This window comes from Curvibacter sp. GW821-FHT01G03 (assembly GCF_059422285.1).
The window spans coordinates 113,521-130,076 of record NZ_JBWKWP010000010.1 but is presented as its reverse complement, the minus strand read 5'-3'; the positions used below and the strand labels follow the sequence as shown (position 1 = coordinate 130,076).

The 16,556-nt window shown below is 65.4% G+C and carries 17 protein-coding genes; 4 read left to right on the top strand and 13 right to left on the bottom strand.

Annotation, left to right across the window (positions count from 1 at the left end; genetic code table 11):
• Positions 1 to 135 precede the first annotated feature (135 nt).
• Entirely contained in the window at positions 136 to 951 is an 816-nt protein-coding gene (locus tag AC07VS_RS16210) for a polyprenyl synthetase family protein (RefSeq protein WP_494751470.1), read from the bottom strand.
• A 455-nt stretch (positions 952 to 1,406) separates the two neighbouring features.
• Between AC07VS_RS16210 and AC07VS_RS16205 the strand changes: the two genes are divergently transcribed.
• Entirely contained in the window at positions 1,407 to 2,318 is a 912-nt protein-coding gene (locus AC07VS_RS16205) for a TauD/TfdA dioxygenase family protein (RefSeq protein ID WP_494657652.1), read from the top strand.
• An 87-nt stretch (positions 2,319 to 2,405) separates the two neighbouring features.
• Here the strand turns inward: AC07VS_RS16205 and AC07VS_RS16200 are convergent, their stop codons facing one another.
• The 3 genes from AC07VS_RS16200 to AC07VS_RS16190 all read right to left on the bottom strand — a co-directional run bounded on the left by AC07VS_RS16200 (position 2,406) and on the right by AC07VS_RS16190 (position 4,868).
• Entirely contained in the window at positions 2,406 to 2,984 is a 579-nt protein-coding gene (locus AC07VS_RS16200) for an IPTL-CTERM sorting domain-containing protein (protein ID WP_494751532.1), read from the bottom strand.
• 486 nt (positions 2,985 to 3,470) lie between these two features.
• On the bottom strand, positions 3,471 to 3,722 hold the full coding sequence (locus AC07VS_RS16195) for a VF530 family protein (protein WP_494751469.1): 252 nt from the start codon (positions 3,720 to 3,722) through the stop codon (positions 3,471 to 3,473).
• Between the two features lie 93 nt (positions 3,723 to 3,815).
• Entirely contained in the window at positions 3,816 to 4,868 is a 1,053-nt protein-coding gene (locus tag AC07VS_RS16190; protein WP_494751468.1) for a hypothetical protein, read from the bottom strand.
• Between the two features lie 169 nt (positions 4,869 to 5,037).
• On the opposite strand from AC07VS_RS16190, the gene AC07VS_RS16185 reads away from it, so the two are divergent.
• Complete coding sequence (locus tag AC07VS_RS16185) at positions 5,038 to 5,886, top strand: inositol monophosphatase family protein (RefSeq protein ID WP_494751467.1); 849 nt, start codon at positions 5,038 to 5,040, stop codon at positions 5,884 to 5,886.
• 54 nt (positions 5,887 to 5,940) lie between these two features.
• Here AC07VS_RS16185 and AC07VS_RS16180 read toward each other — a convergent pair whose 3' ends face one another.
• The 7 genes from AC07VS_RS16180 to AC07VS_RS16150 are packed head-to-tail and all read right to left on the bottom strand — an operon-like array spanning position 5,941 to position 12,741.
• Positions 5,941 to 7,014, bottom strand: a complete 1,074-nt coding sequence (locus tag AC07VS_RS16180) for an ABC transporter substrate-binding protein (protein ID WP_494657649.1) — start codon at positions 7,012 to 7,014, stop codon at positions 5,941 to 5,943.
• 57 nt (positions 7,015 to 7,071) lie between these two features.
• Positions 7,072 to 8,211 (bottom strand): NAD(P)/FAD-dependent oxidoreductase, encoded by a 1,140-nt coding sequence (locus tag AC07VS_RS16175; protein WP_494751466.1) that lies wholly within the window; start codon positions 8,209 to 8,211, stop codon positions 7,072 to 7,074.
• Complete coding sequence (locus AC07VS_RS16170) at positions 8,211 to 9,644, bottom strand: FAD/NAD(P)-dependent oxidoreductase (protein ID WP_494751465.1); 1,434 nt, start codon at positions 9,642 to 9,644, stop codon at positions 8,211 to 8,213. The genes AC07VS_RS16175 and AC07VS_RS16170 overlap by 1 nt, the downstream gene beginning before the upstream one ends.
• Positions 9,641 to 9,964, bottom strand: a complete 324-nt coding sequence (locus tag AC07VS_RS16165; RefSeq protein WP_492345780.1) for a (2Fe-2S)-binding protein — start codon at positions 9,962 to 9,964, stop codon at positions 9,641 to 9,643. The genes AC07VS_RS16170 and AC07VS_RS16165 overlap by 4 nt, the downstream gene beginning before the upstream one ends.
• A complete protein-coding gene (locus tag AC07VS_RS16160) occupies positions 9,961 to 10,797 on the bottom strand; it encodes an ABC transporter permease (RefSeq protein WP_494751464.1) in 837 nt (278 codons plus the stop codon). Before AC07VS_RS16160 ends, AC07VS_RS16165 begins: the two co-directional genes overlap by 4 nt.
• Positions 10,798 to 10,804: 7 nt before the next feature.
• Positions 10,805 to 11,653 (bottom strand): ABC transporter permease, encoded by an 849-nt coding sequence (locus tag AC07VS_RS16155; protein ID WP_492345778.1) that lies wholly within the window; start codon positions 11,651 to 11,653, stop codon positions 10,805 to 10,807.
• Complete coding sequence (locus AC07VS_RS16150) at positions 11,650 to 12,741, bottom strand: ABC transporter ATP-binding protein (RefSeq protein ID WP_492345777.1); 1,092 nt, start codon at positions 12,739 to 12,741, stop codon at positions 11,650 to 11,652. The genes AC07VS_RS16155 and AC07VS_RS16150 overlap by 4 nt, the downstream gene beginning before the upstream one ends.
• A gap of 205 nt (positions 12,742 to 12,946) precedes the next feature.
• On the opposite strand from AC07VS_RS16150, the gene AC07VS_RS16145 reads away from it, so the two are divergent.
• Both AC07VS_RS16145 and amaB read left to right on the top strand, forming a co-directional pair.
• Positions 12,947 to 13,798 (top strand): IclR family transcriptional regulator, encoded by an 852-nt coding sequence (locus tag AC07VS_RS16145; RefSeq protein WP_492345776.1) that lies wholly within the window; start codon positions 12,947 to 12,949, stop codon positions 13,796 to 13,798.
• 233 nt (positions 13,799 to 14,031) lie between these two features.
• On the top strand, positions 14,032 to 15,522 hold the full coding sequence (gene amaB, locus AC07VS_RS16140) for an L-piperidine-6-carboxylate dehydrogenase (protein WP_492346158.1): 1,491 nt from the start codon (positions 14,032 to 14,034) through the stop codon (positions 15,520 to 15,522).
• A 30-nt stretch (positions 15,523 to 15,552) separates the two neighbouring features.
• On the opposite strand, the gene AC07VS_RS16135 is transcribed toward amaB, so the two are convergent.
• Together AC07VS_RS16135 and AC07VS_RS16130 are read right to left on the bottom strand one after the other, a co-directional pair.
• The gene (locus AC07VS_RS16135) at positions 15,553 to 15,876 is read right to left on the bottom strand and encodes a DUF2845 domain-containing protein (protein WP_494657643.1); all 324 of its coding nucleotides are present in this window, start codon (positions 15,874 to 15,876) and stop codon (positions 15,553 to 15,555) included.
• 68 nt (positions 15,877 to 15,944) lie between these two features.
• A complete protein-coding gene (locus AC07VS_RS16130; RefSeq protein ID WP_492345774.1) occupies positions 15,945 to 16,532 on the bottom strand; it encodes an outer membrane lipoprotein in 588 nt (195 codons plus the stop codon).
• Positions 16,533 to 16,556: the final 24 nt, after the last annotated feature.

Sequence of the window (16,556 nt, the reverse complement as noted above, 5' to 3'; positions counted from 1 at the left end):
TTGGGCAGGCCGGTTCGCGCAGGCCGGGCATCTTACAAAATGATTGGGATGCCAATTATATGTTTGTCACTCAAAACTCGCCGGTGGGCAATGGCGTGACCCAGGGCGCAGCGTGGGAGGCCCCTGGCCTGCCGTTCAAGCCAGCGCGCTGTCGGCCAGCAGTGCCTGCTGGCAGGGCGATTCGGGCAGCAGGCTGAGCCCTTGTTTGGCCTGGTTCAGTGCCGTCTGCGCCCGCGCCAGGGCGGCGGCCAGGGCAGCTTGGGTCAGTCGGGCCGGGCGGCCGGGGGGCGCCAGATCAGGCCGGCTTTCGCGGTTCAGTTGCCACACCAGGCCCCAGCTTTGGCCATAGGCAGCCAGGGCGGCTTCAACCTCGGGCGGGGCACCGGCCAGAATGGCGGCGCAGCGTGCCCCGGCCTCGAACAGCGAGGCCGTCCGGGCCTGGGTGATGCGCTGGTGCCGGTCACCGGCGTCATCCGACTGAGCTGGGGGATCCGGGGTCTGGTAGGTCTGCTGGTACATCACCGAGCCCTCGGCCACCTGGTTGGTGGCATCTGCCAGCACGCGCAGTACGCGCATGTCGCCCAACTCCACAATGGCCCGGAAGGCCCCGGTGTAGAGCAGATCGCCCAGCAGCACGCTCGGTGCATTGCCCAGGCCGGCAGGGGCCTCTTCGGCGGGCAGGTCTACCTCATGGTGCAGGGCCAGTGCGGCGTGGATCAGTTCGACGGCTGCCGCCAGCACCTGCTGGCGTGCCCCTCGGTCTCCCAAGGCCTGGGCACAGACCAGCGCCAGGGCAGGGCGTACGCGCTGTTCGGGTGATTGGGCGATGTGCTGTGCCGCATAGGCAATCAAGGCCACATCGGTGTTGAGACGTTGCTGGATCAGCGTGCCGACCTGAGCCAGGTCGGCATCGATCAGGGCAAAAAATGAACTCGGGATGAGGGCGTGCATGGTGACGGGTTTGGCAGGGGGAAGGCGAGCTCAGCGGCCTTGGGATGGCTGTCAGCCGCCCTGCTCCGGCGCAGGGTTTGCCGGCGAGTGTAGGTGAACTCACCGGGCCCGCCGCGCAGACAGGTGCAATGACCCGTTACAACGGGCCAGAGGCGATGCCGAAAGCATGGGCGCGGCGCGGGGGCGCAGGGGTCTGGGCACAGCCCAGCCATAGAGCGGGGAATGGGCCCTTGATCAGCGACAAGGCTCGGGTGCTCGGGCGCAGTGCGTCTTTTGCGATTTCTCAAGCTTTCAAGATCTGGCCGGAATCACTTTTTCTTATCTGAAATGGGTCGAAGTTCGATGCAGGCGCGGCGCTAGATTCGGCTCGAACCGGGGGTAGGCAGCGCCTGCAAAGGCCCGCTGTGCTCCGGTGATCCATCCCTGTTGAACCATTTCCAGACCGAGCAAACACCATGAGCTTCTACCAAGACTTCAACGACAAGCAGGCCATCGAAGCCTGGCATGCATTGCCCCGCGCACCCTACAAGACCTTCAAGCTGACGCGCCTGGCACCCACGATCGGTGCCGAGATCCAGGGTGTGGACCTGTCACGCGACCTGCCTGACGAGCAGTTGGCCGAGATCCGCCGCGCGATCGGCGAGAACCTGGTGCTGGCCTTCCGCGGGCAGACCTTGGATTTGGCGTCGCACAAGCGCTTTGCACGCCGCTTTGGCACGTTGCACCGCCATTTGTTGGCCAAGAGTCGCGCCGTGGCCGGCGGCACCGACGACCCCGAGGTGCTGGCCTGGCGCACCGGGCCGCAGTCGCGCTTCACCGCCGGCGACGCCTGGCACCACGATGTGTCGTGCGATGCCAACCCCATCTGGGGTTCTTTTTTGCATGTCACGCGCCTGCCCGAGTCGGGGGGCGGCGACACGGCCTTTGCCAACCTGGTGCTGGCCTATGAGTCGCTGTCGGCGCCCTACAAGGCCTTTCTTGACGGCTTGACCGCGGTGCACGATGGCTCGACCGCCTGGACGGCCGGCTACGGCAGCCAACCCGAGCCCGGCAAGGCCTTTCCGGCCACCGAGCACCCCGTGGTGGCGCGCCATCCCTTCACCGGGCAGAAGTTCCTGTACGTGAACGAGGCCTTCACCTCACACATCGTGCAGCTCAGCCGCCACGAGAGCCAGTCTGTGTTGCAGCAACTGTACCGCCACATCGAGCGCAACCTGGCCTTCCAGGTGCGTGTGAAGTGGGAACCCGGCACCCTGCTGTTCTGGGACAACTGGGCCACCCAGCACCATGCCGTGTGGGATTACTTTCCGGAAGAGCGCTGGGGCGAGCGTGTGTCGGCCTATCTGGACCACGGCCCCGAGGCTTGAATGTCTCGGCTATACCATCGCCGTAGTTAAACGCTTCAATCATCTGCAATCAAACAGGAAATCCTGTTTGATTGATCTGGGTTGGGTTTACCTGCGACGCAAACGCAGCAATGCGACCGCGCTCATCAAACCAGTCAGCAACAACATGCCCCACTCTGACAACGTGGGAACCGAAGTTGCGGCGGGAGCAGCCGCTTGCGCAGTAGCGGGGTCAAAACAAACTGAGCCTAAATACCCACCGCCGCTAACGTTCCCTGACGTGATAGTGACAGAGGTGATGGTTGCGGGGGCGCTGGCGAATGTCACAGTGCCAGATTGGGCTCCGCTAGTGCTCGCAGTGGTACCTCCAGCACCGTAAGTGATGAAGTTGGCAGGCAATTCTCCGGCGACCAGTGTGTACGGTGTGCTATTGAAGCTGTAATTAACACTCTCGTTAGTCGGGGCACCGTTAACAGCAAATAAGCCCGAAGTGAAACTGGTGTTGGCGACGGCGGGTGAAAAGTTAAATGTGCATGCAGGGTTGCCGGCTCCTGCGAAGGTCGCGCCAAGAGGACCGGGCCCTGGTGTTGCCGTTGTGCAGTTGGCCGTGACCGTAACACCGCTGTAGGTACCAGACTGGCCTGTACAAACTGGAGCAGCGATTGAAAGAACGGGCAGTACCACCATCAGTACCGCAGATGCGACTTTTTTCATGATTTGTGCATTGGTTGTAACCGCGCGTTTCTATCATGAAAATCTTTTTCGACATCAAAACTTTGTTAAAAATAAATTTTAAAACAATAAAAATGATATTTAAATCAAATATGTTCTACTGTCGAAATTTAATTAATAGAAATGAAATTTCTTCAAGAGCTTAAAACAAGCCATTTTTCGTGATCAGCAGGGGTGACCTTGGGCAAGTCCGCCAAACATTGAGTCGCTTGATGTGATGCGCTTTCTGCTGGGGTGACAAAATCAAAGCGAGATGCCGAGTCCGAAGGAATTGTGCTGGATCAAAACGGCATCAGCGACCGGGCAAACTGGCGAACGTCATTGAGTAGGCCGAGGCAATGCCGCAGATGAACGTGTTCAAACCAGTGAAATCACACTTTCGCGTGGCCTCGTCGCAACGAGCACTTGGGTATTTTCGTACTTAGCGGTCTTGTTTTGATATTAATTTTGCCGTCTTTGTTCACGCAGCATGAACAGGTAAAGGCTTTCGACCTTTTCACGCGCCCAGGGCGTCTTGCGCAGAAAGGTCAGGCTCGACTTGATGCTGGGGTTGAGCGCAAAGCAGCGGATGGGCACCAGGTGGGCCAGTTCGTCCCAGCCATAGAAATCGACCAGCGCGGTGACGATGGCCTCCAGGGTCAGCCCATGCAAAGGGTTGTGGCGCTGGGCTGGTGGGGCAGGGGGCGTGGACATGGCGGCATCGGGGTGGGCTGCGGGGCTGCCGAGCTTAACCCAGGGCTGGGTGCTGCCCCAGCTTGCGGCTCTGGCCTGAGGTGCCCGCGCCGCTCATTTTGGGCCGGCATCTTCATAGAACTTCAGGATCGGCGGGTCAAAGCGCTGATGATCAAGCTGCCACAGGCCCAGGGGGCCGCGCAGCAGCGGCACCTGCACCTCGCTGCCGGCGGGCACCTGAGCCCAGTACTCCGGGGCCTTGGTGAAGCGCAAGGTGGGCAGGCCCTGGCGGGCATCCACTGGGCTCAGGTGAACCACCCGATCGACCACGCGGTAGGCATACCAGGTGGATGGCCCGCTCGCCAGCACCTGATCGACCCGCTTGAGCGCAGGCAGCGCCGCCATGGCCAAAGCGCCTGTCAGAAAAAAGGCCAGCGCTAGCGACTCTTGCACCGGCACCTTGCCAGCCAGCAGCCGGCGGTAACTGAACCAGCCCAGCCCGAGCCCCAAAGCCCCAACGGCCACCAGCAGGGCCGGGTTGCTGAGCAGCTGTGCCACCTGGGATTCGATCAGCTCGTAGTCGTTGAACACATAGGTGTCGAGCAGGGAGAGCAACAGCAGCGTCAGAAACACGATCACGGCCACCAGCGAAGACGGGTTCTTCTCCAGCGAAAAATCCGTGGCTGCGCCAGTTGGCAACGCAAAGCCTGGAAAGACCGAGCGCACCATGTCGGCCAAGGCTTCGCGCGAGGCTTTGGGGTTGGCCAGTGTCTCTGCACACACCAGCAGTGGGCCAGACGGGGCATCGATCTGCACCCAGGCCAGGTTGGCGGTGCGCAAAGGGTGTGGGGCCAGCCAGGTGAGCGTGGCCTGCTCTTTGCGCACGAGTTGTTCAAAGTCCTCCGGGGCCCCATGCCAACGGCCCCTGAGGCGGACCGAATCCCCCTCATCGATCAACACACCCAAGGCCTGGTGGGCGCTCAGCTTGGGCCACTTTCTCAGAAACTCGACCCGTGCCATGCCGACGCGCCAGAACCGGGAACCGTCCAGCCCATCGACCACCCGCTGCTGGTGCTTCTTCAGCCGCCGATGCCGCCTGTACTGGTGCAAGGCCAGCAGCAGTTGAAGAAAAATGATCAGTGCCAATGCGATGTTCAACAATTTCATGCTGATACCCTCCCTCTTTTCAGGTCGACGGCCGTCTTGGCGCTGTGGCCCACCATTCGGCTTCAGTTCTCGGTGAGCCGCACTTTACCCAATGAGCACCCTCCATGACCTTGGTACACCTTGGCACGCGGCCTCGGCCTCCGGTGGTGGGGGGCGAGAGGATTTCAGGATGGAAGAGAAGGTCACTGAGTTGATGCGGCAGGCGGCCCGGCAGGCCATCCTGCCCCGCTTCCGCTTCCGCTTCCGCTTCCGCTTCCGCTTCCGCTTCCGCTTCCGCTTGCTGCGGGCAGAGGACATCGAGGAGAAATCGCCCGGCGAAACCGTGACTGCGGCAGACCGCGAAGCCGAGGCCTTGTTGACAGCCGGGTTGCAGGAGCTCTTGCCCGGTGCGCTGGTGATGGGTGAAGAGGCCACTTCGATGCAGTCACAGCGCCGCATCGATGCGGCTGCGGCCTCTGAGCTGTGGGTGGTCGACCCCTTGGACGGTACCGCCAATTTTGTGGCGGGCAGCCCGATTTTTGCCGTCATGGTCGCCTTGATCCGTGACGGCGAAACGGTCATGAGCTGGATGCTCGACCCCTTGACCGACACCTTGGCCTTTGCCAAAAAAGGGGCCGGCGCCTACCTGGATGGCCAGCGTTTGCACGCGCCGCAGACCCCGCTGGCGCTGGAGCAGCTTCGCGGGGCGATCTTCACGCGCTTTCTCCCACCGGCCTTGAAAACCGACATCGAGGCCTGCCAAGGCCAACTGGCGCAGGTGCTGCCAGGCATGCGCTGCTCCGGCCATGAGTACCCGGCGATCGCCCAGGGGCGGCAGAACTTCGTGCTGTTCTGGCGTACGGAGCCTTGGGATCATGCCCCCGGCGCCCTGTTCATGGCCGAAGCCGGTGCCCATGTGGCACGGCCCGATGGGTCGTCGTACCGGCCTTTGGAGGATGGCCAAGGCCTGCTCGTGGTGGACAACCTGGGCAACTGGAACCTGCTGGCCCAGTTGCTGTCGGATCGGACCATCGGGTGATGGGCGCAAGGGGCCGGAGCTGATCTCAGTGCGAGGACGGCCCACCCAGCTGTATCAACGCTCGATCGTCTTGTTCCACCGGCTGTTCCAGCCCGGGCGCTGTTCGTTGATGGCGTCCCAGTCCACGGTGATGGCGTTTTTCATGTAGCCGTTGATCAGCTTGACCTGTTCCACCCCATTGCCCACCACCGGTGCCTTGGGGTTGGTGGGGATCTGGTCGCCAAACTGCAGCACGTTGGCCTGGGCCAGGGGCGACAGCAGGAACTCGGTCAGCTTCTGGGCCAGTTCGGGCTCGCTGTTCTTGGCGATCACGCACTGGGCCACCATCAGCACCACGGAGCCCTCTTTGGGCTGGGCGTATTCCACCGGAATGCCCTTGGCCTTGAGCCCGGCGACGGCGGTGGGGGTGAGGGGGAACAGCGCGGCCTCGCCGGTCTGCACCATTTCAGAGATCTTGGCCGAGCTGGGGATGTACTCGAGCACATTGGGGCCGATGGTGTTGGCCCAGGCCTTGAAGCCGGGTTCGACGTTTTTGTCGGTGCCGCCCTGGATGCGGTTGAACATCAAGAAGCCGTGCAGCCCGAAGGTGGAGGATGGCATCGACTGGAACACCACCTTGCCCTTGTACTTGGGGTCGGCCAGGTCCATCCATGAGGTGGGCGCAGCCCAGCCCTTTTCGGTGAACATCTTCTTGTTGTAGGCCAGGCCGGTCATGCCCAGGCTCACGCCGGTGGCCATGTCGTTCTTCAGGCGGGCGGCGGGGTAGATGTCTTTCAGCACCGGGGTGTCGCGCTGCTTCTCGCACAGGCCCATGTTGATGGCCCGCGCCATGATGCCGTCGTCCAAAAACATCACATGCATCTGGGGCTTGTCCTTGTTGGCCTGGGCCTTGGCCAGGATGTCGGACGAGGTGCCCGGCACCACCACCACCTTGGCGCCATAGGCCTTCTCGAAGGCCGGGAAGACGTACTGGGTGTAGGCCTTCTCCATCTGGCCCCCGTTCATGCCGATGTACAGGGTTTTGGTGTCGGCCATGGCGTGGCTGCCCAAGGTGGCGGCGCACAAGGCGGCGCTCGCCCAGGCCAGGCGGCTGAAACGGCTTGCTTGCACAGAGGGGGTGGTTTTCATGCTGTGGTCCTTGTTGGCTGGTTGGGGGAAGGTCGGTGAATGAAAAGGCAGGGGTGATCAGGCCAGGGCCGCCGTGGCGGGCTGGAAACGGGCGATGTCAAAGCCTTCGAGCGGGGTGCTGCTGTGGCCTTGGTGGACCAGCTCGGCCAGCACCTCGCCGGCCGCCGGGCCGATCTGGAAACCGGCGCCGGCAAAGCCGAAGCCATGCCACAGGCCGCTGCGCTGGTGGCTGGGACCCAGCACGGGCTGGCGGTCGGGCAGGTAGCCTTCGGTGCCGCTCCAGGTACGGATGATGTGGGCGCCGCGCAGTGCGGGCAGCAGTTCGATGGCCTGCTGGGTCAACTTGAGCAGGGCCTCACTGCTGCTGCGGGCGCGCTGGCCGTCCAGGGCCAGGCCCGAGCCGCCGCCCAACACAAAGTTGCCGCGCCGCACCTGGCGGCCATAGATGCCGCCGCCCTCCACGCCCAGGCTGACCGGGGCAAAAAAGGGCAGGGGCTCGGTCACAGCCATGGCTGGGTGGCCCGAAACCAGGGGCACAGGCTCGCCGAACTGGGCCGCCAACTGGCCTGCCCAGGCGCCGGCGCAGTTGATCAACTGGGGCGCGCGCAGACGCCAGTGGGCCTGCCCGTCGGGGCCGGCCTCGGCCACAAAGCGTTGGCCATCGTGGGCCAGTGCGATCAATGGGGTGCGCTCCAGCACGCGGGCACTGGCGCGCTCGGCCGCCCGGGCAAAAGCCGGCGACACCAGGCGCGGGTTGGCTTGCCCGTCTTCGGGGCACAGCGAGCCGCCCACCGCCACCTCGCCCAGCCAGGGCCAGCGGCGATGTACCTCTGACCGGCCCAACACCTGCAGGCCCAGGTCAAATGCGGCGCTTTGCTCGCGATAGCGTTCCAGCGCGGCCAGATCGGCCTCGCTGCGGGCCAGTTTGAGGTGGCCGCTGCGCTGGTATTCGCCGTCGCTGCCGATCAGTTCGGGCAGGCGACCCCAGATGCCGTGGGCCCGCTGGGCCAAGGGCAATTGATTCATGGGCCGGCCCTGCCGTCGCACACCGCCAAAGTTGACACCGCTGGAGCGCGAGCCACACAGATCGCGTTCGATCAGCACCACCTGGCTGCCCATGCGGGCCAGCGCCAGCGCCGCCGAGCTGCCCACAATGCCGCCCCCCACCACCAGCACATCGCAATCAAGGGTCTGCATCAGTCGGTCTCCGGGGCAGGGTCTGGCCCAAGCTGGCTGGCATGGGCCATCAGGGGCAGGGGTTTGATGGGGGCCTGGGCGCGCAGCCGGCCCACCTGTTCGATGGGCTGGCCGCTGGCGTGGGCCAGGATCTCGGCGGCGGCCACGCCACACATGCGGCCCTGGCAACGGCCCATGCCGACGCGGCTGAGCGCCTTGAGGCGGTTCAACTCGGGTGCGCCGGTGTCTTTGACCTGCTGGCGCAGTTCGCCTGCCGTGATGTTTTCGCAGCGGCACACCACCAGCTCATCGGGGGCCTGCGCCGCCCAATCGGTGGGGAAGGGGAAGGCGGTCTCCAGCCCCTGGCGGAAGCGTGCGATGCCGGCCAGCTTGGCGTCGAGCGCGCGGCTGCGCGGGCCCGGGGCCAAGCCCTGGCGGTCTTCCAACAGGGCCAGGGCGGCGCGTTCGCCGGCCCATTCGGCCGCATCAGCGCCCTGGATGCCGGCACCATCGCCGGCCAGGTACACGCCCGCCACGCTGCTGCGCCCGGCGGCGTCGCGCACCGGCAGGTGGGCCCGGTTCAGGGCGTTGAATTCAAAGCGGCAGTCCAGCAGATCGGCCAATTGGGTCTCCGAGCGCAGGGCATGGCCGAGGGCCAGACCGTCGGCTGCGGTGCTGTGCTCGCGGCCCAGGCGATCCTGCCAGCGCAGGCCTTCAACGCGCTCGCTGCCCAGTATCTGCAAAGGCCGCACGCCCCAGTGCACCGGCACCCCATGGGCCAGCAGCCAGGCCAGAAAGTACTGCCCCTTGGCCAGGGTGGCGGGCTGGTTCAGCAAGGCGGGCAGCGCGGCGATCTTGCCGGCCCAGCCGGCCGTGTCGAGCACCCCGGCCACCTGCACACCGTGGGCGCGGCCGGCCTTGGCGATCTGGTAGGCCACCAGGTAGAGCAGGGGGCCGGTACCGGTCAGCAGCACGCGCTGCCCGATGCTGCAGCCCTGGTATTTCAAGGCCACCTGGGCCCCGCCCAGGGTGTAGGCGCCGGGCAGCGTCCAGCCTGGCAGGGGCAGCACGCGGTCGGTGGCGCCGGTGGCCACCACCAGTTGCGACCAGGCCAGGCGCTGGCTGCGCTCGCCTTGCAGCACGTCGAGCCAGCCCGGGCCAGCGTTCCACACCAATTGTTCGGGGCGGTAGTCCACCCGGGGCAGCAGCGCTTGCCAGGCCGCATGCACGGCGCGGGCGCGGCCGGCCTCGAAGCCATACAGGGCTTCGGGCGGGCGAGAGAACCCTGCCGGGGGCTGCCGGTAGATCTGGCCGCCGCCTCGTGCGGCTTCATCGATCAGGATCGGCCTCAGGCCATGGGCGACCAGGGTCTGGGCGGCGCGGATGCCGGCGGGGCCGGCGCCCACGATCACCACGGGGGCCTTGAGGTCAGGCGGGGTGCGGGGGGCGCTCACAGCGGGCTCTCCTCGGCATGGGTCAGCACGCTCAGACCAGGGCTGACCAGGGTGGTGCAGGCGCGCAGGCGCCGGCCTTCTGGCGTGCGCACCCAGCAGTCCTGGCAGGCACCCATCTGGCAGAAACCGGCACGGGGCTGGCCGCTGAACTCGTTGTGGCGCAAGGAGGCCTGGTGCTGAAGGATGGCGGTCAGCACGGTGTCGCCGGCCAGGGCCTGCACGGGCTGGCCATCCACCTGCACGGTCAGCGGGGTGCGGCCGGTTTCGGCCACACGGTGCAACAGGCCGGGGCCGGTCTTCTTCAGGGCATGGGGGTTCATCGGTGACCTCCGACCAGCACTTTGTCGAGGCCGTAGAGCCGGTCCAGCACCAGCATGGCGACGGCGGTCAGCCCCACCATCAGGGCCGACACGGCCGCCATCAGCGGGTCGATGGATTCGGTGGCGTACATGTACATGCGCACCGGCAGCGTGACGGTGGACGGTGAGGTGACAAAGATCGACAGCGTGACCTCATCAAAACTGTTGATGAAGGCCAGCAGCCAGCCACCGCTCACCCCGGGCAGGATCATGGGCAGGGTGATGCGCACAAAGCTGCGCAAGGGCGAGGCCCCCAGCGACAGCGCGGCCTGCTCGATGCTGCGGTCAAAGCCCACCAGCGAGGCCAGCACCAGGCGCAACACATAGGGCGTCACCACCAGCGCATGCGCGAGCAGCAGAAAGCCGAAGCTGCCCGCGGCACCCACCAGGCTGGACAGGCGCAGCAGGGCCACACCCAGCACCAGGTGGGGAATGATCAGCGGCGACAGGAACAGCGCGTTGATCAGCTCCCGGCCTCGAAAGGTGTAGCGCGTGAGCGCCAGGCCAGCGGGCACGGCCAGCACGGTGGACAGCGTGGCCGAGCCCAGGGCCAGCCACAGGCTGTTCCAGAACGAGGCCACAAAGTCGGGGTGCTCGAACACGGCCTTGAACCAACGCAGCGACAGGCCGTGGCGCGGCAGGGTCAGGGTGTTCTCGGGCGTGAAGGCGACCACACAGACGATCAGCAGCGGGGCCAGCATGAAGCTGACCACGAGGGCGTTGAACAGCAGGGCCAGGGGGCCATTTTTGCCCGGGATGCGCCCGGAGGCATTGAGGTTTGCAGTGGTACTCATGGCGGATTCACCCCAAGGCTTTCTGGTAGCGGCGCTCCACCAGGCGGTTGTAGCTCAGCATCACGATCAGGTTGGCCACCAGCAGGGTCAGGGCCACCGCCGCGCCCTGGGGCCAGTTCAGTTCGTGCAGGTATTCGTCGTAGACGATGGTGGCCACCATCTTGAGCCGGCGCCCGCCCAGCAGGCCCGGGATGGCGAACGAGCTGGCCGACAGGCCGAACACGATCAGGCTGCCCGACAGGATGCCGGGCATCACCTGGGGCAGCACGATGCGGCGCACGATGGTGAAGGGACTGGCCTGCAACGAGGCGGCGGCATGCTCCACGCTGGGGTCGAGCTTTTGCAGCGAGGTCCAGACTGGGATCACCATGAAGGGCAGCATCACGTGCACCAGGGCGATCACCACGGCCGCCTCGGTGTACAGCAGCTTGACGCGGCCCAGGCCCAGGGCCATCAAGGCCTGGTTGACCAGGCCTTCAGGGCCCAGCAGCATCGACCAGCCAAAGGCCCGCACCACCACCGACACCAGCAGCGGCGCCAGCACCACCAGCAACAGGATCGAGCGCCAGGGGCTGCCCATGCGGCTCAGCACATAGGCCTGGGGCGCCCCCACGGCCATGCAGATCAGGGTGGTCAGCCCCGCCATCCAGAAGGTGCGCCAGAAAATGCCCAGGTAATAGCTGTCGCTGAACAGGTGGGCGTAATGGGCCAGGGTGTACTCACCCTCTTTCACGCCGGTGGCGTAGTCAAAGCCGTTGAACGAGAGCACGGCGGTCAGCAACAGCGGCGTGACCAGCAGCGTGGCGAACAGACACAGCGCGGGCCCGCTGAGCAGCCAGGGGACGGGCTTTTTCATGCCATGGCCTCAGTGGCTGTCAGCGCGGCGGCGGCGCCCGAGGCTTCCAGCACCCGGGTCACATGCAGTGGCCAGTCGATGCCTGCGTCAGCGCCCACGGCCAGGGGGCTGCCACCATCGTTGGGCGCCAGCAACAGCAACTCACCCAGGGCGCTGTTCAGTCGGTACATCCACTGGCTGCCCAGAAAGAAGCGCTCCAGCACCTTGGCGCCCAGCCGGCCCTGGCCGGGGGCGCACAGGCGCAGTTTCTCGGGGCGCAGGCCGACCAACACGCGGCTGCCCGGGGCATGGTGCAGGCCAGGCAGCGCCAGGCGCAAGGGCCCCAGGCTGATCTCAGGCCCGTGCTCGCCGGCCACCACCTGGGCCGGGATCAGATTGGCCTTGCCCACAAAGGTGGCAATGAAGCGGTTGCCCGGGTGCTCGTACACCGCCTCGGGGTGGTCGACCTGGGTGATGCGCCCAGCCTCCATCACCACCACCCGGTCGCTCACGGACAGGGCCTCTGACTGGTCGTGGGTGACCATCACCGTGGTGGTGCCCACCTGGCGCTGGATGCGGCGCAGCTCGAACTGCATCTCTTCGCGCAGCTTGGCGTCCAGATTGGACAGGGGCTCGTCGAGCAGCAGCACCGGCGGGCGGATCACCAGGGCACGTGCCAGCGCCACGCGCTGGCGCTGCCCGCCCGACAACTGGCGCGGGTAGCGTTGGCCATGCTGGTCCAGCCGCACCAGGGCCAGGGCTTCGGCGACGCGCTGATCGCGTTCGGCCTTGGGGCAGTGCCGCATCTCCAGGCCAAAGCCCACGTTCTCGGCCACAGTCATGTGCGGAAACAGGGCGTAGGTCTGGAACACGATGCCCAGGCCGCGGCTGCTGGTCTTGGTGTGGGTGATGTCCTGGCCATCCAGCACGATGCGGCCGCTGCTGACCGCCTCGATGCCGGCAATCATCTGCAAGGTGGTGGTCTTGCCGCAGCCCGAAGGGCCGAGCAGCGAAACGAATTCGCCTTGCTCCACCTGCAGGTTCAGGTCACTCACGGCCCGGGTGGCGCCGTAGTTTTTGCACAGGTCGTGCAGTTGCAAAAAGGACATCGTGAAAGCCTTTCAGCAGATGCCCGGGGGCATCGGCGTCGATGAAGAGTGGAAGCTGGAAAGTCGCTCGTTCTTTTTTCAATCTATTGCAATACCCGGGCCCGAAACAATGGGATATTCCATTAAACAGAAGATATTTATAAAATATTCCGTTAAATGAAATAACTGGGGTTGAATGCCTCGGGTCCATTCCAACGAGGTGAAGATGGCAGAAGCAGAAACTGGCACCGGTGGTGTGCAACGCGTGTTTGCGGTGATCCGGGCGCTGAGCCGCGTGCCCCCGGAAGGTGCGCGGGTCACCCATTTGGCGCAGGCCGTGGGCCTGACCCAGGCCACCACGCACCGCTTGCTGCAGGCCCTGGTGGCCGAAGGCATGGTGGAGCAGGACGGCCGCAGCAAGCTGTACCGGCTGAGCGTCGATTTCTTTGCCCTGGCCGCACAGGCCGGCAACACGGGCGGGCTGCGCGCCCTGTGCCGTCCGGCCCTGCTGCGCCTTTGCGCCAGCCTGGGCGACACACTTTTCCTGCTGGTGCGCAGCGGCTTTGACGCGGTGTGCCTGGACCGGGCCGAGGGCCCGTTTCCGATCCGCTCGTTCACGGGCGACATTGGTGGGCGGGTGGCCCTGGGGGTGGGCCAGGGGGCGCTGGCCATCCTGGCGTTTTTGCCCGAAGACGAACGCGAGGAGGTGATCCGCTTCAATTTGTCCCGGGTTCGCGAGTTCGGGGTGTATGACGAGGTCTACCTGCGCACCGAGGTCGAAAGGGTGCGCCAACTCGGCTATGCCGGGCGCAACACCGGCCTGCTCGATGGCATGGCCGGGGTGGCGGTGCCGGTGCTGGGGGCCGATGGCCGGGCCGTGGCTGCCCTCAGCGTGGGCACGATCGCCGACCGGCTCAACCCCGAGCGCTTGCCCACCGTGGTGGCCTTGCTGCAGCGTGAGGCGGCCCAGATCGGCCCGCGCATCAACCCTTTCGATCCGGTGTTGCGGCGCCCCTCACAAAGCCTGGCCGAGCCCTGGACACAGCCCGCAGAGCCCGATGCAGGGATCGCCTCATGATGCTGTCAGAGAATGATGAAACGCTAATCTGTGGGATGTTTGAGTAGACTTGATTCTGTTTGAACATCAAGTCTTTCGCAAACGTCGATAGGCAGGGGCGTTGGTTTGCGCGATAGTGCGGCCTTCCGAGCCTCACCCGAAAGACGTTCATGAGCAGCACCATCAGCCTGTCCTCCCCTTCCTCTCCGCTGTCCAGCGGATTTCCTCCGGCCCCCCAGGAACTGGACCGTTTGATGGGGGCCTTGGGCGTGGCACCCACCCAATACCGCCAGCCGGGCGGTTTGATCGTGCGCTCGCCGATCACGGGCGAGGTGATGGCCCAATTGCCGCTGCAACAGGCGGCTGAGGTGGCGGCTGTGATCGGGCAGGCCCAGCAGGCATTTCTGGCCTGGCGCGAAACCCCGGCCCCGCGCCGCGGCGAGCTGGTGCGGCTGATTGGCGAAGAGCTGCGCACCCACAAGGCCCTGCTGGGCCAATTGGTCACCCTGGAGGTGGGCAAGAGCCCGTCCGAAGGTGAGGGCGAAGTGCAGGAGATGATCGACATCTGTGATTTCGCGGTAGGTTTGTCGCGCCAATTGCACGGCCTGACCATCGCCACCGAGCGCCCCGGCCATCGCATGATGGAAACCTGGCACCCGCTGGGGGTGTGCGGGGTGATTTCGGCCTTCAATTTTCCGGTGGCGGTGTGGTCGTGGAATGCCGCGCTGGCCCTGGTCTGCGGCAACTCGGTGGTCTGGAAGCCCTCCGAGAAAACACCGCTCACGGCGCTGGCCACCCAGGCCATTGTTCAGCGCGCCCTGAGCCGCTTCGGCACGGCCCCTGAAGGGCTGCTGCCCCTGCTGCTCGGTGAACGTGATGTGGGTGCCGCCCTGGTGGACGACCCCCGGGTGGCCCTGGTGTCGGCCACCGGATCTACCGCGATGGGGCGCGCCGTGGGCCCCAAGCTGGCGGCCCGATTTGCCCGCGCCATCCTGGAGCTGGGCGGCAACAACGCCGCCATCGTGGCCCCCAGCGCCGACCTGGACCTGGCCCTGCGCGGCATCGCCTTTGCGGCCATGGGCACCGCAGGCCAGCGTTGCACCACCTTGCGCCGGTTGTTTGTGCACGACTCGGTGTACGACGCCCTGGTGCCGCGCCTGATCAAGGCCTATGCCAGCGTGCGGGTGGGCGACCCGCGTGAAGACGGCGTGCTGGTCGGCCCGTTGATCGACGCGGCCGCACTGGGCGCCATGCAGCAGGCGCTGCAGCAGGCTCGCGAACTGGGCGCCGTGGTGCACGGCGGCGAGCGGGTGTTGACCGAGGCTGGCGAGTCGGCCTGTTACGCCCGCCCCGCGCTGGTGGAAATGCCGGCCCAAAGCGGCCCCATGCTGCATGAAACCTTTGCCCCCATCCTGTACGTGCAGCGCTACACCGATCTGGACGAAGCGATTGCGCTGAACAACGCAGTGGGTGCGGGCCTGTCGTCGTCGATCTTCACGCTGGACCTGCGCGAGGCCGAGCGCTTCATGTCGGCCGTGGGCTCGGACTGTGGCATTGCCAACGTCAACATCGGCCCCAGCGGCGCCGAGATCGGTGGCGCTTTTGGCGGCGAGAAAGAAACCGGCGGTGGCCGCGAAGCCGGCTCGGACAGTTGGAAGGCCTACATGCGCCGGGCCACCAACACCATCAACTATTCGCGCGAGCTGCCGCTGGCCCAGGGTGTGAAGTTCGACGTGGAGGGTTGATCCAGGTCGGGCGGTCGAGCCTGGCCTGGGCTAGCGGGCCCGGTCGCCGTAGCGCACTTCCTTGAGGGCGCCGCTCTCGAAGCGCAACACGGTCATGAACTGCCCATAGCCCGGGTTGTAGAGCAGTTCTTCCACCTTTTCGCAGCTGCCGGCCGCACTCTGGGCCGGGGCGCGCGCCGGGTCGGTGGGCTTGCAAAAGCTGTCAGTGGCCAGGGGCTGGCCGCATTTCTGCAGCACATCGAGCTTGCTCATGCCGAGCTGGGTGAAGTCGTTGCCGCATTTCAGCGATTGAGCGGCTGCCAGCAAAGGCAAGGCAGCCAGCAATGAGCCTGCGAAAAGTGCTGTGGTTTTCATGGGCAGATCAATTGGACCGAGGGGGGCATGATGGCGACACCTACCCCGCGTATCGTCAATGACGGGTGTCAGGGCCGCACAATCGATTTATTCGATTTTTTGACGGCGTCACCCACCTTGAAGCCCGGGTCGTTCTGGAACTCATAACGCTGGGTGCTGTTGCCGTTGAATCGCACGGCAACCACCCAGATCTTGTGGCTCTTGACCTTTTTCTCGACTTCGCGGCCCGCATAGGCGCCCCCTGCAGCACCCGCCACGGTGGCCAGGTCTTTGCCAAAGCCGCCACCCACCTGATGGCCCAGCACCGCACCGGCCACGCCGCCCGCGATCAGGCCCAAGGCGCTGCCTTCGCCCTCACGCTCGACCTGACTGACTGAACTCACCGTGCCGCAATCGGCACAGCCCGCCGGGCCCGCGTGCTCGGGCGCCGTGACAGGCTGGCTGGCTTTGAGGGTGGCCAGGGCCTGGTCGTATTCGGTCTTGGCGTCGCGCTTGCATTGCATGCGGCTGTCGGCGCTGGTTTCGCTGGCGCAGATTTGCAAGTCTTGCTTGTAACGATTCTTGGCTTGTTGCGTGTCGGCGGGGGCCTGGGCCTGAGCCGCCGAGGCCCAGGCCATGGCGCTCAACATGAAAGGCAGCAAAAGGGATGGGCGCATGATGACCTCACAAAATGATTTTTA